The organism is Dyadobacter subterraneus (assembly GCF_015221875.1).
Taxonomy (GTDB): Bacteria; Bacteroidota; Bacteroidia; order Cytophagales; family Spirosomataceae; genus Dyadobacter; species Dyadobacter subterraneus.
This window is the reverse complement of record NZ_JACYGY010000002.1, coordinates 454,002-470,720: the sequence shown is the minus strand read 5'-3', so window position 1 is coordinate 470,720 and position 16,719 is coordinate 454,002. Positions and strand designations below refer to the sequence as shown.

Here is a 16,719-nt window from a genome sequence, read left to right as displayed (position 1 = left end):
TAAGAAGTCAAGTTTTGAAACTTGACTTCTTTCTTTTTATAGGCTGTATCTTTTGCTGACTGGTTTATTGAAATGAAACAACTGTATGTTTGTAACATCTTTTCGTTATTTTTATAAAAAAGGTCAATATGCGATTAGCAATTAACATTCCTCAGATCGATGTATTTTCGGACGAAGAGCTTTACACTTTTTGTCGGGCTAATCCTGAATTGCGGATTGAGCGAAATGAAAAAGGTCAAATTATCATTATGCCACCCACTGGAATTGAAACTAGTTTTAGAAATAGTGATTTGCTAACTGAAATAAACATTTGGAATAGAAAAACTCGTTTAGGAAGGGTATCTGATTCCAATGGAGGGTATACTTTGCCGGATTCTTCCATGCGTGCGCCGGATGTTGCGTGGATATCCAATGAACAAATTTCCTCTGTGCCTTTATCTGATCTGAAAAAATTTGCACATGTTTGTCCGGAATTTGTGATTGAGCTTATGTCGGAATCGGATGAATTATCTGATTTGAAGGATAAAATGGTCAAATGGATTGACAATGGAGTTCTTTTAGGTTGGTTAATTGAGCCCAGAAAAAAGCAAACATATATATATCGTGCTAAAAGAGAGGTCGACTATGAAGTTGTTCCATTTGATGAAAAGCTCTCCGGAGAAGAAATTTTACCAGGCTTGGAAGTAAAATTGAGCGACATTTTTTAATAGGTACATAACAAAACAAGTCAACCTTCAAAAGGTTGACTTGTTTGATTTTACAGCGTACAATAATTTATTAAAAGATCAACCACACTTCGAAGAACCGCAATCCTTGCAAGTCAGACAGCCTTCCTGATAAAGTAAATTCGTAGAATTACAATTCTGGCATTTTTGCTTTTTAACTTCCGTTCCATCCGGAACATAACGTTTCAGTGCACGTGCCACACCATTTTTCCAGGTATTAATAGATTCATCCAGTTGTAAACTGCTGATCAGATCTACTACTTTTTCAATCGGCATTCCGTGGCGTAATGTACTGGAAAGCAATTTCGCGTAGTTCCAGTATTCAGGATTGAATTTATGCGATAATCCTTCAATTGTCGTTTTGTAACCACGTGTATTTTTGTACTGGAAATCGTAACGTGAACTTCCGTCTGCTTCACGGTTTTTAATAATTAAACCTTCGTTTACCCATCTTGGGATCAGGATTCCATCTTCATCATCCGCGAAACCGGTGAAAATTTCATACGGTCTGTCATCAATCAAACCGATAAAGGCGATCCATTTATCTTTTTTATTCTGGAAACGAACGATTTCAGCTTCCAAAGTCTGAGGTCTGATTGTCGGGAACGGCGTGTTGCTGATTTTTTCCTCTTCCTTCTTTTCTTCATTCGAAATCAAAACACCTGAACGTGAACCGTCTCTGTAAACGGTAACACCCTTACATCCTGCTTTCCATGCTTCCAGGTAACATTCTCCAACCAATTCTTCCGTCACATCATTCGGCATATTGATCGTAACACTGATCGAGTGATCCACCCATTTCTGGATCGCACCCTGCATTTTTACCTTTTTCAGGTAATCTACATCGTTGGAAGTTGCTTTGTAGTATGGCGACTGTTTTACCAGATCATCCAATTCCTTTTGAGCATAATTTTTTGTCAGATCATGACCATTCACTTCCATCCATTGTTTGAAACGGTGGTGGAAAACGACATATTCTTCCCATGAATCACCAACCTCATCCACAAAATCTACGCGTGCATCCTGGTCGTTCGGATTCACTTTTCTTCTTCTTTTATAAACCGGCATAAATACCGGCTCGATACCAGAACTTGTCTGTGACATCAAACTGGTTGTTCCGGTTGGAGCGATTGTCAGAAGTGCAATATTTCTGCGGCCATGTTCCAGCATTTCGTAGTAAAGCTGTCCGTCCGCTTCTTTCAAACGCAGCATGAACGGATTATTTTTCTCTCTGTCTGCGTCAAAAATCGTGAAAGCACCACGTTCTTTTGCCGTGTTAACCGATGCGCGGTAAGCTTCAAGCGCAATCGTTTTATGGATTTCAACCGAAAATTCAGAACCTTCGTCGCTTCCGTAACGCAAGCCAAGCGCCGCCAGCATATCCCCTTCGGCTGTAATGCCAATACCGGTTCTTCTGCCTTCTCTTGCTTTGGTCTGGATATTCAGCCAAAGATTTCTTTCGGTGCGTTTGATTTCTTCGTCTTCCGGATCTTCGTTTATTTTTTCAAGAATAGCATCAATTTTTTCCAGTTCAAGATCGATGATATCATCCATCATGCGCTGGGCAGCATTGATGTGTCTTTTGAAAAGCTCCCAGTTGAAAGCGGCCTTTTTGGTAAAAGGATTTTCAACGTAAGAAAATAAATTTATTGCCAGCAAACGACAGGAGTCATACGGACATAACGGAATTTCTCCGCAAGGATTTGTCGAAACCGTTTTGTATCCCAAATCGGCGTAACAATCCGGCAAAGATTCTCTGATAATGGTATCCCAGAACAAAATCCCAGGTTCAGCCGATTGCCACGCGTTATGAACGATCTTTTTCCAAAGTGCAGTTGGATCGATTTCTTTGGTATAAACCGGATTTTTGCTGTCGATCGGATATTGTTGTGTATAAGGTTGCTGCGCTTCAACGGCGCGCATAAAAGCATCATCAATACGAACCGAAACATTGGCGCCGGTTACTTTTCCCTGTTCGAGTTTTGCATTGATAAAATCGCCGGAATCCGGATGTTTTATAGCAACCGAAAGCATCAAAGCGCCTCTCCTTCCATCCTGCGCCACTTCACGCGTAGAATTTGAAAAACGCTCCATAAACGGAACAATGCCGGTTGAGGTTAAGGCAGAATTTTTAACAGGAGAACCTTTTGGACGGATGTGTGATAAATCATGGCCAACGCCTCCGCGTCTTTTCATCAACTGAACCTGCTCCTGATCAATTTTCATGATCCCGCCGTAAGAATCTGAATCGCCGTTATTTCCAATCACGAAACAATTTGAAAGCGAAGCAATCTGATAGGGATTACCAATTCCGGTCATCGGACTTCCCTGTGGAATGATGTATTTGAAATCTTTGATCAGATCAAAAACTTCATCTTCCGTCATCGGATTTGGATAACGAGCCTCAATCCGCGCAATTTCATTGGCGATACGGCGGTGCATATCATTTGGTGTCGCCTCGAAAATGGCTCCGTAAGAATCTTTCAGTGCATATTTATTAACCCAGACCCGGGCCGCAAGATCGTCGCCTTTGAAATATTCCAGCGATTGCTGATAGGCTTCATCTGATGTATAAGTAGTCTTGTTTTCAGATGGTTTAGTTATTTCCATATTATATATTTTTAGTCTTTTTGAAGTATAGCCGATTTATCAAAGTTAATTATTTGTTAAGTTTTCTAAACATTAAAATTTAAAAAGTTTTCAAAAAATATTTATAATTAACTAAATATCAGTTTAATATGTTTTTTATGTCTTTCAAATGTTTACAAATAATTATTAAGCGTAATTATTTACAGGAAAAATTTGTTGTCGGGTTTTTAAAGGTGCTATCTGTCTGATTTAGTGGAAGTCGTAAGAGGTTGAGTTTGCGATTTGTGTAAAAATAAAAATCCCACACCTGTTGGGTATGGGATTCAATTCTATGCAGCGAATAAAATTAGCTTTTTGATTTATTTGTAAAGTCGTAGTTAGTTGAGTCTATTTCATTTTGTCGTATTTCTTCACAAATCGTTCCTATGGAACGTTCTTTTCATAATTTTAAATCGATTTCTACCGACAAAACGTCCCCATAGGGACGACTGGTTGGTAGGAATAGTGATAAATATATCAAGCTGGCTTCGTTCCGTAGGGACGTTTCGTGCTTTTGCAACGATATGAAATGAACCCGGTTACTTTCTCTCAACACTGTCGAGAGTTTTGATTTTTTTATTGATGTTTGTTAGAAAAAGCTGTCAGGAATTTGTCGGCCGAGTTCTCTTTGTTACAATTTTCTTACACCTTGAAAAGATGAGCATATTATTTGTTTCCTGCCATTGCAATGCAGGAAATTTTGCGTTAGTATTCTGTCTGCTGGTAGCGATGTTAAATATCATCATCTTCTTTCCTATACCCTTCGTAATAATAGGATTGTTCTATACCTTTAAAAATAATTTCCCGGTTATCAATTTCATCAGTCAGATTGGCGAAAAGCAAAGTTCTTAATTCCAGATCGTTAATAGGACTGCGTTCCATGGCTTGCAGGTAAAGTGTTTTATCCACAAATTGCCAGTTCACAACTTTTTTCAAATTGTTTTTTAGTATCAAATCCAGCCAGATACGCATTGTTCTTCCGTTACCTTCCATAAATGGATGAGCGATATTCATTTCCACATATTTAGAAATAATTTCTTCAAATGTGTTTTCAGGCATCGATTCAATTTTTACCAGAATTTCATTCAAATACAGGGCGGTAGCAAATCTGAATCCGCCTTTCGAAATATTTTGAGTACGTATTTTTCCTGCAAATTCATAAAGTCCTTCGAACAGATATTGGTGTATCTGCTGCAAGCCTTTCGTTGTGCCGGTTTTTATTTTGTTGATATCACCGGATTCGAATAAATGGAAAGCGTTTTCAAGGCTTTTTTTGTCGATGTTTTTCATTTGAAGTTTACAACTGAAAGGTCGGTTTGTTTAGATTCACGTTTATAACAAAACTCGATATACATCTTTATTACGTTATGTTTAATTTTTCAAATAGTACCCTATTTCTTTCTCGTGAGTCATTGAGGATTTTGTCAAAACTCATTATTTCAACATACATGTTGTAATTTTCATTAAAGAAGAAGAATCCGTCTCCACTTGGTAAGGGTCTGAAACCGCTATCTTTTGCGTATGCCTTTATCTTTTTTGTAAGGTCGCAAATTATGTATGCGTATATTGGTGTATTTTTTCTAAAATCAAATTCTCTTTCGTGTTTATCTTTTGTCTCTCCCCCAATGATTTCTCTTGCGTATCGATTTATTTGTTGAATTGGGTTTTCATCATCGGAGTAATCATCTCTCATTGGTCGTTTAAACTCAATTAAAACTATTGATTCATATGGTTTGTTATCATTTGAGAATGCAAATGGCCTATTAAATACGATTATATCAGGTCTTTCGTTTGAGGAAGAATTTACAGGATCTATTTTCTTAAATTTCTTGTCTGAAGCCAAATATTTATGATAGGACAATTTATCATCAATCATCCAAAGGTTATGATCTTCAAATCCGATTTCGTCCGAAAGTGTCTGCAATGGGAAAATTAAATTATGAACTGCTTTTTCTGTTGCTTTCTCATTTAATAACTTCTGAAACAAGTCCAAAACTAATTTTCTATGAATTACATATTCAGAAAGTTTAGAATTCCCTACTTCAATAATTTTAAGATATAATTCTTGATGATTTTGATTGAATTTCTCTCGATGTTCCTCATTGTCAATGAATTTTAGAACTGCTGATGCTTCTTTTTTTACATCTAGCTCAAGGGATTGTTGAATTTTGAAAAGTTCCAATTCCATTTTTTCATCCGACAGAGTTGATGGTATTCTTTTCAACTCATTTGACTTATATTTTAAAAGCTGTTTGTACCTTGGATGATGATTTACAAATTCTTTGACTTTGGCCACTCTTGTAAATGAAAGTTCTTCAATTTGCTCCGTGAATTCTGAGTATATTTTTTCTGTTATAGCATTCCGTAATTCTTCCTGTGTTGTTTGATCAGGAAATTCAATTTCTCCTTTTGAAAATGAAATTGCTGTTCTTTCGTCGTTTACATTTTGATTTAAGAAATCCCCTTCAACATAAATTGCAATAGAAAATGGTTTGCCTTCGCTGTCAACGAGAAAATTATCCAATTCAGGAATATCAATGGAAATTTTGTCATCCAGAACCTCTCGTGTATTAGCACAGTAGTGAATTTTATTATCTAATTTATTACTATAAAGCTTTACTAGATTTAATTTAAATATGTTTTCTCTTATTGAAATTTGTGTAGTTTTTACCTGTCCTTTGGTAAACAAATTGAATAAGTCATTTACAATAATTTTTTTTCCAAAGTCATTTATTAATATTCTTGGGCATCCCTTGTTTAAAAAATAAATGAAACAATGTTCAATAATTTTCAAAGCTATATCCTCTGCATTATTATTACACCATTTTTTATACTCTTCTTTTAGCCCTTTTAACTTTACAGTCGTATATCTTTCAGCTTTTCCGTTAACTTCTTCAAGTTTGTGTTTCTCAATACCTGTTTTTGTCGGCTCAAAATTAAATTGACGTAAATGCCAAATATCATTTTCGAAGTATCGGCTTTCAATTTCAGCTTTACCGAATGCTCGTAGCCATGTGAATCGTCCAATTCCTTTTCCTCCCTTGCTGAATTTGTAAGTAGAATGGGCGAAATTGAATGATTCGTAGTTTTTTTCGTTAAAGCCAATTCCATTGTCTTTAATCTGAAAGTCAACTATTTCAGGTAAAATATCGGTTTTACCAAAATCAATTTCTTTTTGAGCTGAACGGATAATATCAATTTGAATTATGCCTGTTTCGGTAGCACTATCTTCTTCAATTGCTTGAATTGAGTTTACAATTGCTTCATATACTGGAAGCAAGGTATTGTTAAAAGCAAGTCTCTTTTCGTGAATTTTTCCTCTGATGTCTATTTGCATATTGTTAGTCCGTTGAAGTGGATTATAATCTTAAAGTAATAATTTCCGACTTTTTGTTTTTAACTAAACCTAGGGCAAAAGACTGAATCTATTTTATAGCGCCTACAAATTAATTTTATAATTAAATTACCTCCACCTCACCCCTTCGACAATTCCTCCGACCTCTTCTCCGCCGCCAAAATCCCCCCAATCAAAGCCCCGTCCAAATTCCCAGCTTCAAATTGTTTCAAAGCAGCCTCCGTAGTACCACCTTTTGAAGCAACCGCTTTAATCAATTCGTCTAACGATTTGTCGGCTGTGTTAATTAAATGGAAAGAACCGAGCATTGTTTGTTTGACCAAAAGTGCGGCCACGGATTCTTCAAAGCCCATTTTCTTTCCTGCTTCGATCATCGCTTTTACCACGTAGAAAAAATACGCTGGTCCGCTGCCACTTAATGCGGTTACGGCGTTCAATTGTTCTTCCTCTTCCAAAAACACAGAACGACCCGTCGCATTGATCAGGTTTTCGATTTTACGAAGCTGGGTAATATCTACTTCCGGCGACGCTGTATATGCAGTGATACCCATTCCAAGCATAGCAGGCGTATTTGGCATCGCACGGATCACAGCTTTATGATCCAGTACCGTTTGAATATTGGCAATCGTTACACCGGCCATAATGGAAAGTACAACCTGTTTTGGTGTGATCACGGTACGTAATGCTTCCTGAACTGACGGGAAATCCTGTGGTTTTACGGATAAAATGATCAGATCGTATGTCCCGATCTGCGGCCCGATGGAACCGGTAATTACGCCTGGCTGGAAGCTGCTGAGCTTTTCCATGCGGTCGTCACTTTTTTCAACCAGTAAAAAATCTTCTTTTTTAACCAGATCAAATTTCAGGAATGCGCGGGCGAAGGCAAGTCCCATGTTTCCGCAGCCAATGATTGCAATTTTCATTTTAAATAAATGTATTTGATATTAAATTCAGGGTAAAAGGGAATCTGGAAAATGCACGCCGAAAATTTATTTCCGGTTTGGGCATTAGCCACGGCGAATTACGCAACTTTTAGTTGAATATCATATGGCTTTCAGCGGTCGGCTTTCAGCTGTCAGTAAAGGAAAAGCGACTTTTTGGCCGACTGCTGATTGCCGACAGCCGATATCGTAGTTTATCTTCTTACCTTCGGGTTAAGTTTGATAGGGTGAATACTTTTTTAATATATGTTCTCAGGATATTCTGTTAAAGTAAATTCTTGTAGAAATATATTTTGAAAAATACGTATTATACATTTTTTTAGAGCGAGTAAGATTCATTGCCGCCAAATTATCATAGTTTATTGTAATTCTCCAATTATGGCTATAAAAGTTGCTATTTCACACAAGACCAAGTACAAGTTTGATAGGAGTGTTGCATTGTCACCGCATATTTTCAGATTACGTCCTGCGCCGCATTCCCGTACGGCCATAGAAGGATATTCATTTAAGGTTACACCCGAAAATCATTTTATAAACTGGCAGCAGGATCCTTTCGGTAACTACCAGGCAAGGGTTGTGTTTCCGGAAAAGGCGACAGAGCTTAGTATTGAAGTGGAGGTAATTGCCAAATTACAGGTGATTAATCCGTTTGATTTCTTTGTGGAGGAGTATGCCGAGAATTTTCCGTTTGCTTATGAACAAGGTTTAAAGAAGGAACTTGGTCCTTACCTTGAACCACGAGAATCCGGCCCGAGGCTGATGGAATGGATTGAGCAAAACAAACCTGCAAATGGTACTAAAATAGTAGACTTTCTTGTCCATGTAAATCAGCGGGTCTTTAATTCCATTGGTTATAACATCCGTATGGAAGCGGGTGTACAGACTTGCGAAGATACACTAACCACCAGAAGTGGTTCATGCCGGGATTCTGCATGGATGCTTGTTCAGTTTTTGAGACATTTGGGCATTGCTGCAAGATTTGTGTCTGGTTATCTGGTTCAGCTTGCTTCTGATATCAAATCATTGGATGGTCCGTCTGGTCCGGAAGAAGATTTCACAGATTTGCATGCATGGGCTGAGGCATATGTACCCGGTGCCGGCTGGATCGGACTGGATGCTACGTCCGGACTTTTGGCCGGTGAAGGCCATATTCCACTTTGCTGTACGCCTGATTATGCAAGCGCGGCGCCTGTTTCAGGGGCTACGGATATTTGCGAGGTGACTTTTGATTTTGACAACAGCGTTTTCCGTATCCACGAAGATCCGCGGGTAACGAAACCATATACCGAAGAGCAGTGGAATAAAATCATGCAGGTCGGCCACGATGTGGAAAAAGATTTGCAGGACGGCGATGTTCGGATGACCATGGGTGGAGAACCTACCTTTATTTCTATCGATGATTTTGAAGGTGCTGAATGGAATACGGCAGCGGATGGTCCGTTGAAAAGACAACTAGCTTATGATCTTGCATTACGATTGAAGAACCGTTTTGCACATGGCGGTTTGCTGCACTTCGGACAAGGAAAATGGTATCCGGGCGAATTATTTCCGCGTTGGCAATATGCGCTTTATTGGAGAAATGACGGTTTGCCGATGTGGAAAAACGATGCGTTAGTCGCGAAAGAAGGTGAGACGAAATACACTTTCCGCGATGCAGAAATTTTTACAACCGAGCTGACAAAATATCTGGGAATCGATACCAATAATATTACGCCCGCTTATGAAGATCCGGTTTATTGGGCGATGGAAGAAGGGAAATTACCTGTCAATATTGATCCGTTGCAGGTAAATCTCAAAGATTCAATTGAAAGAAGAACACTGGCCCAATTACTGCAAAAAGGACTGAACAATCCAACCGGATATGTTCTGCCTTTGAAATATAATGTTAAAGGAGAAGCCTGGTCGAGCTGCGCATGGGAATTCCGTCGTAAAAACTGCTTCCTGATTCCGGGAAATTCGGCCATGGGTTTCAGGCTTCCGCTTGATTCTTTGCCTGAAGTTGCAAAAGACAAAAGAGAGCAGCCGATTGAGCGCAGTCCGTTTGAAGATTTACCACCTTTGGGTGAATATAAATCGGTTGTAGAATCGAGATATGGAACGGTTGCACCAGCTTATGTTGCGCCGGATAATAAGGTAATTGAAGACGAGGACGAGGAAAAAGATAAAAAGGTAAAGAAAGAAAAAGCGCCGGAACAGGCATTGCTTTTTGAAGTTCCTATTATCAAAACGGCACTTTGTGTAGAGGAACGTGACGGAATAATCTACGTTTATCTCCCTCCAACGGATTATCTGGAACACTATCTGGATCTGATGGCTTCGATTGAGGCAACTGCTGAAAAGTTGCAAATGCCAATCCGGATTGAAGGATATCCTTCGCCTTCTGATCACCGTATTCAAAAATTAATCGTTACGCCGGATCCGGGTGTAATTGAAGTAAATATTCATCCGGCGAAAAACTGGACGGAGCTTGTGGATAATATTAGTGCCTTGTACGAGGAAGCATTTTTCTCTCGTTTGGGTACGGATAAATTCATGGTTGACGGTCGCCATACCGGAACGGGTGGAGGAAATCATGTGACGATTGGCGGTGCAAAACCTGCGGATAGTCCTATTTTGCGCCGACCTGATTTGCTGAGAAGTTTAGTTACTTATTGGCAGCACCACCCGGCATTGAGTTATTTATTTGCCGGTCCGTTTATTGGACCGACAAGTCAGGCACCGCGAATTGATGAAGGTCGTGATGAAAAATTATATGAGGTAGAAATCGCGTTTGAACAGATTCCGGATGGCGAAGAAATTCCGTTCTGGATGGTTGACCGGATTTTCAGGAATTTGCTGGTAGATATCACCGGTAATACCCACCGATCGGAATTCTGCATGGATAAATTGTATTCACCGGATTCTTCAACAGGGCGTCTGGGGATTCTGGAATTCCGTGCCTTTGATATGCCGCCGCACAAACATATGAACCTGGTGCAAACCTTGCTTGTTCGTGCGCTGATTGCTAAATTCTGGAAAGAGCCCTACAAACATAAATTAATCCGTTGGGGTACCGAATTGCACGACCGTTTCCTGTTACCGCATTTCGCTTACATGGACATGGTGGATGTCGTGAATGACCTGAAAGATGCCGGTTACCATTTTGATATTTCCTGGTTTGACCCGTTCTTCGAATTCCGGTTTCCTTTTTATGGAGGAATCATGGTTGATAATATTCAGCTTGAAATCCGTCTTGGTATCGAACCATGGCATGTTTTGGGTGAAGAATTAACCAATTCCGGGACTTCCCGTTTTGTGGATTCTTCCCTGGAAAGAATTCAGGTGAAAGTGAGCGGATTTATTGAAGGTCGCCATATTCTGGTTTGTAACAGTTGCCGCGTGCCGTTGAGAAGTTCGGGGATTAAAGGAGAATTTGTGGCTGGGATACGTTACAAAGCGTGGAATCCGCCGTCTGCATTACATCCAACGATCGGAGCAGATGCGCCGCTTGTTTTTGATATTGTGGATACCTGGAACAATCGTATTTTAGGTGGCTGTACTTATTTTGTTTCGCATCCGGGCGGTCGCAGTTTTGATACGCACCCTGTGAACAGTTTTGAAGCAGAATCTAGAAAGATCAGCTTATTCCAGGGTTTTGGACATACGCCTTCTTTTGGTCAGGAAGTTCCAATTATTGACAAATCATCACCAGCGGTTTCCCGTTTTGTGGCAGAAACCAAAAAGGATTTAAGAAGTGATACACCGATCGAATTAATTGATCCGGAATATCCAAATACACTGGATTTAAGAAAATACTGGAAAGCGAAATAATCGCCCCTCTGATAAATAATTAGTTGAATTATGCTTACTGAAGCTTCCGTGAATCTTTTACAAACCTATCGCAGCGGGTTAAATTCGTACGATGAAATTCTGGATGTAAAAGGTCGTGTGAAACCACACTGGCAAGCCCTTTTTGCCACGCTGGAAAAGCTTGGTATTGATGAGTTAAAAACCAGGAATCAGGAAATTATTGATAAGCTTCGTGAAAACGGGGTTACCTACAATGTCTATGACGGCGTTGATGGACTGAACCGTCCGTGGCAGCTGGATCCGATTCCTTTTTTGATCGAACAAAAAGAGTGGAATACCATAGCAAAAGGGTTGCAGCAAAGAGCCCTTTTGCTTGATCTGATACTTCGGGATATTTATGGTCCGAGAAATCTGGTCAGGGACGCGATTATTCCGGCGGAACTTGTTTTCGACAATGTAGGGTTTTCACGTCCCTGTGCCGATTTGATACTTCCTGCTCCCAACCAACTGGTTTTGTACGCAGCTGATATGGCGCGTGGCCCGGACGGACAAATGTGGATTGTGGACAACCGTACCCAGGCTCCTTCCGGCTCTGGTTATACTCTGGAAAACCGTGTGGTTATGAGTAAGCTGCTCCCGGAGCTTGCCGATGGTATGTACGTAAGCAAATTATCGCCATTTTTTAACAATATCCAGAGTACCGTTTTAAGGTTATCAGGGAAAACAAAAGAAGCTCCCAATATCGTTTATCTGACGCCCGGCCCAAATAATGAATCCTATTTTGAGCATGCTTATCTGGCGTCTTATTTGGGATATACACTAGCTCAGGGCGATGATTTGCTGGTTCGTGATGGTTATGTCTGGCTGAAATCCATTGAAGGTTTGCAGCGTGTGGATGTTATTATCCGTCGTATCGATGACGACTGGTGTGATCCGCTGGAACTTCGTGAAGATTCGCGTCTGGGAGTTCCGGGTTTGCTTCATGCCATTCGCAAAGGAAATGTAAAAGTGCTGAATCCGCCTGGAACAAGCGTTTTGGAAAACCATGCGTTCCTGGCTTTTATGCATAATATCTGCCGGTACTTTTTAGGCGAAGACCTGATTATGCCGTCGGTAGCTACCTGGTGGTGCGGACAACCCAAAGAGCTGAATTTTGTTTTAAATAATATCGACAAACTGATCATTAAAAAAGCGAACCGGAAATCGAAGTTCCGGTCTGTTTATGGTCGTTTGCTTACGCCAAAAGATAAGGAAGATTTAAAAAAGGCGCTCATACAGCGTCCTCATGAATATATCGCGCAGGAAGAAGTTAGTCTGAGTACTACGCCCTCCCTGGTTGACGGTATGATTGAACCGAGATATGCTGCTATCCGGGCTTTTCTGGTTTCCGATGAAAAAGGTTACCATGTGATGCAGGGTGGGCTTACACGAAGTTCTCCTGTTAAAGACCGGTTTGTAATATCTAATCAGCATGGCGGATTATCAAAAGATACCTGGATCGTTTCTGATAAAACAGATCAGCCTCAGGAAAAAATCATTCTTCCGGTCACACCATCGTATAAAAAACAAGTTTCGGTACCAAGCCGGAGCGCCGAAAATCTTTTCTGGGTTGGGCGTTATTGCGAGCGCACGATGGCGGTTACAAAGTTTATGAACATTGTAATTAATGTACTTAACATTGACCGGAATTTCGGCGGATCATCCAAGCAAGAACATATCAAAATATTGCTTCAGTCACTTACACATCTTTCTTCAACCTATCCGGGATTTCTTGGAGAAGATAATCAGGAATTGCTGTACAAACCGTACATTGAAATTATCAAATTGGCTTCGGATGTTTATCGACCGGGTACTATTGCATCCAACGTTTCATCTTTTTTACATGCTGTTGGCGCTGTGAGAAATCAGTGGGATATTGAAATCTGGCGGATTGTTGATCTGATTGAAAATAGTTTTCAGGAGATTAGGAATGCGTCGACAATGAACAGCAGTAATATCCAGAAAACGCTGGATAAGCTTTATAACAGCATGCTGACTTTTCTGGGCGTGATGTCTGAAACGATGCCAAGGGATAATAGTTATCTGCTGCTTGACACAGGAAAAATAATCGAACGGATTCTTTCCAAGCTGAGCATTATCCAGTCGAATTTTGGTGTAAAAAATGAAGCAAATGTTGAAAATGAATTGATAGAAGCGACTTTGCTTAATCATCATTTGTTGGTCAACTATCGGCAGATTTATAAATCACAGTTAAGTGTTGAAGCGATGCTCGATATGGTTTTGCTTGAAAAAACGCTGCCATATTCGATTGTTTATTTACTTGATTCACTTAAAGTAAATCTGGAATGTCTGCCCGGAACGGTAGGTGAAAGAATGAACGAGGCGCAAAAAGCTGTTTTAAAAGCGTCAACCTTAATTAAACTGGCGAGCGTTCAGGAATTAAGTCAATACGATCCGGTGACGTTGGAAAGAGAAGAATTATTCAAGCTGATGTCAGAGGTATCCGGATTAATTTCGTCCGTATCCATGGCGCTGACGAATATGTATTTCAGCCATACCATTATGCAACATTCGTTTTTTAAACCGATAGAGAACGATGAAATATAAGCTGACCCATTTAACGGAATATCGTTACGTTGAGCCTGTGAGCACTTATCATAGTCTGGTTTGTCTGACGCCGAGGACTTTGCCGAAACAACTTTGTCAAGATTTTACAATGGAAGTAACGCCTACACCCGCTGAAATTGTGGAGCGGGTGGATTACTATGGAAATACAACGCACTACTTTTCGCTGCATTCACCGCATAAGAAACTGACGGTAAAAACGACCAGTATTGTCGAGTGCCTGACGGAAACAACCGGTGCGCCGATCCGCTCTGATGTTACCTGCGCAGAAGCGCGGTCGCGTTTTATGAATGATCGTTCGCTGAAAATTTCTTTGCTGGAATATTTGCTGCCGAGTCCGTTGATTAAATGGGATCCTGCCATTGTTCATTTTGCCGAAGACTGTTTTCAGGATGACCGTCCGTTGTACGAATGTATTCATGCGCTGAGCCGGAAAATATTTACAGAATTTGATTTCGTCCCTGATTTTACAACCATACATACACCGATCAGAGAAGTGCTGGCAGCGAAAAAAGGGGTTTGTCAGGATTTTTCACATCTGGCGATTGCCTGTATCCGCAGCTTTGGTTTTGCAGCGCGGTATGTAAGCGGATATCTGGAAACGCTGCCGCCTCCGGGCAAACAAAAATTGCAGGGATCGGACGCTTCACATGCATGGATCTCGGTTTTTATTCCTGATTATGGCTGGTGTGATTTCGATCCGACAAATAACGTTGTTCCTGGTGAGCGTCATATTATTACAGCCTGGGGAAGAGATTACAGCGACGTGCCTCCGTTGAAAGGAATTATTTTCAGTTCGGGCAAACATACATTATCCGTTGAGGTTGATGTAATTCCGATGGATTGAGACTTAAAATTGTAATATATCTTTACTTTTCTGATAATGGTTGTTTAAACAATTTGAGAATTGACCTTGTTTCTCTAATTTTACCACATCATTTTCGAAACCAGTATTGATAACCTTATTTTGATGAAACCAGGCGTTACAGAATTTTACCCTCTTTGGACAAATTTGCCTGGCTACATCCCAGTGGGGAACCACGGAACATTAAATAATCATAAAATTACGGATGAAAGAAATAGCATTTAGAGATGCCATTCGCGACGCCATGTCGGAAGAGATGCGCCGGGATCAAAGTGTATTCCTGATGGGCGAGGAAGTTGCAGAATATAATGGCGCCTATAAAGCCAGTCAGGGAATGCTTGATGAATTTGGACCGGAACGTGTGATTGATACACCGATCGCCGAATTGGGTTTTGCAGGAATTGGGGTTGGAGCAGCCGGAAACGGTCTTCGTCCTATCATTGAATTTATGACATTCAACTTTTCGTTGGTTGCGATCGATCAGATCATCAACAGCGCGGCGAAAATTCTTTCTATGTCTGCCGGACAGTACGGTGCTCCTATCGTATTCCGCGGACCAACTGGAAATGCAGGTCAGCTGGGTGCCCAGCACTCACAAAACTTTGAAAACTGGTTCGCTAACACGCCAGGTTTGAAAGTGGTTGTTCCTTCAAATCCATATGATGCCAAAGGACTTTTGAAATCAGCTATTCGTGATAACAACCCGGTGATCTTCATGGAGTCGGAAGTTATGTACGGCGATAAGATGATGGTTCCTGAGGAAGAATATCTTATTCCACTTGGAAAAGCGGATGTAAAACGTCAGGGAAAAGATGTTACCATTGTTTCTTTTGGTAAAATGATCCCACGCGTGGTTAACCCGGCGATTTTGCAATTGGAAAAAGAAGGAATTGACGTGGAATTGATCGATTTAAGAACTGTTAAGCCAATCGATTACGCTACGGTTATTGAATCTGTGAAGAAAACAAACCGTTGTGTGGTAGTTGAAGAAGCTTGGCCGCTGGCATCTATTTCAACTGAAATTGCATACCATATTCAACGTCATGCGTTTGATTATATGGATGCTCCGGTCATCCGTGTTACAAACCGTGATGTGCCGCTTCCATACGCTCCAACGCTTATTGAAGAGATTTTGCCAAGCGTAAAACGTGTTGTTGAAGCCGTTAAAAGCGTTTTGTACAAATAAAATAATATTAAAATAACAGAGCCATTTCCCGCCGCAGGTTGTGGCTTTGTTATTTAAAAGTGCCAGTGTTTTATCTTGCCAGTACGTAAACTCTTTGAGTAATATCAGTGTAGCGGGGAGCTTTTCCCGGAATTTATTGTTAAAAAGGAAGTTGATTACTATTATTTTTGTTTTATAAAAGACCTTAAAACGGATTCAAATCAATTAAGATTATGCAAGAAGAAAGGACGAGATATTCTGAGGAAGAATTAAAGGAATTTGAGGTATTGATTCGCGGCAAATTGGAAGGTACTCTTGAAGAACTCAACTATATTAAAGGAGGTCTGAGCAAAAAAAACGATAGCGGTACAGATAACACAGCCAGTACAGCCAAGTCGATTGAAGATGGTGCAGATGCAAGTGAACGTGAGAATCTAAGCCAGTTGGCTGCCAGATTACAGAAATATTCAATCCAGTTGGAAAATGCCCTTGTTCGTATTAAAAACGGTACTTATGGTATTTGTATTGATTCAGGTAAACTGATTCCAAAAGAGAGGTTACGCATTGTACCTCACACACAGCAAACAATTGAAGCGAAATTGAAACGGGTAAACTAATTTCATCTG

Annotated in this window: 10 protein-coding genes; 6 read left to right on the top strand and 4 right to left on the bottom strand. The window is 40.3% G+C overall.

Going from position 1 to position 16,719, the window contains the following annotated elements:
* Positions 1 to 128 precede the first annotated feature (128 nt).
* Entirely contained in the window at positions 129 to 707 is a 579-nt protein-coding gene (locus tag IEE83_RS27340) for a Uma2 family endonuclease (protein ID WP_194123940.1), read from the top strand.
* A gap of 78 nt (positions 708 to 785) precedes the next feature.
* Here IEE83_RS27340 and IEE83_RS27335 read toward each other — a convergent pair whose 3' ends face one another.
* From IEE83_RS27335 to proC, 4 genes are all read right to left on the bottom strand, one after another.
* A complete protein-coding gene (locus tag IEE83_RS27335) occupies positions 786 to 3,335 on the bottom strand; it encodes an adenosylcobalamin-dependent ribonucleoside-diphosphate reductase (protein ID WP_194123939.1) in 2,550 nt (849 codons plus the stop codon).
* Between the two features lie 750 nt (positions 3,336 to 4,085).
* Positions 4,086 to 4,643 (bottom strand): protein adenylyltransferase Fic, encoded by a 558-nt coding sequence (gene fic, locus IEE83_RS27330; protein WP_194123938.1) that lies wholly within the window; start codon positions 4,641 to 4,643, stop codon positions 4,086 to 4,088.
* Between the two features lie 70 nt (positions 4,644 to 4,713).
* On the bottom strand, positions 4,714 to 6,690 hold the full coding sequence (locus IEE83_RS27325) for a hypothetical protein (RefSeq protein WP_194123937.1): 1,977 nt from the start codon (positions 6,688 to 6,690) through the stop codon (positions 4,714 to 4,716).
* Between the two features lie 137 nt (positions 6,691 to 6,827).
* Complete coding sequence (proC, locus tag IEE83_RS27320) at positions 6,828 to 7,631, bottom strand: pyrroline-5-carboxylate reductase (protein WP_194123936.1); 804 nt, start codon at positions 7,629 to 7,631, stop codon at positions 6,828 to 6,830.
* 396 nt (positions 7,632 to 8,027) lie between these two features.
* On the opposite strand from proC, the gene IEE83_RS27315 reads away from it, so the two are divergent.
* The 5 genes from IEE83_RS27315 (at position 8,028) to IEE83_RS27295 (ending at position 16,710) form a co-directional block, all read left to right on the top strand.
* Positions 8,028 to 11,459 (top strand): transglutaminase family protein, encoded by a 3,432-nt coding sequence (locus IEE83_RS27315; protein ID WP_194123935.1) that lies wholly within the window; start codon positions 8,028 to 8,030, stop codon positions 11,457 to 11,459.
* 30 nt (positions 11,460 to 11,489) lie between these two features.
* Positions 11,490 to 14,045, top strand: coding sequence for a circularly permuted type 2 ATP-grasp protein (locus IEE83_RS27310; protein WP_194123934.1), 2,556 nt, complete (start codon positions 11,490 to 11,492; stop codon positions 14,043 to 14,045).
* Complete coding sequence (locus IEE83_RS27305) at positions 14,035 to 14,910, top strand: transglutaminase family protein (RefSeq protein WP_194123933.1); 876 nt, start codon at positions 14,035 to 14,037, stop codon at positions 14,908 to 14,910. The genes IEE83_RS27310 and IEE83_RS27305 overlap by 11 nt, the downstream gene beginning before the upstream one ends.
* A 223-nt stretch (positions 14,911 to 15,133) precedes the next feature.
* On the top strand, positions 15,134 to 16,114 hold the full coding sequence (locus IEE83_RS27300) for a pyruvate dehydrogenase complex E1 component subunit beta (protein WP_194123932.1): 981 nt from the start codon (positions 15,134 to 15,136) through the stop codon (positions 16,112 to 16,114).
* A gap of 209 nt (positions 16,115 to 16,323) precedes the next feature.
* Positions 16,324 to 16,710, top strand: a complete 387-nt coding sequence (locus tag IEE83_RS27295; RefSeq protein WP_090340138.1) for a TraR/DksA family transcriptional regulator — start codon at positions 16,324 to 16,326, stop codon at positions 16,708 to 16,710.
* Positions 16,711 to 16,719: the final 9 nt, after the last annotated feature.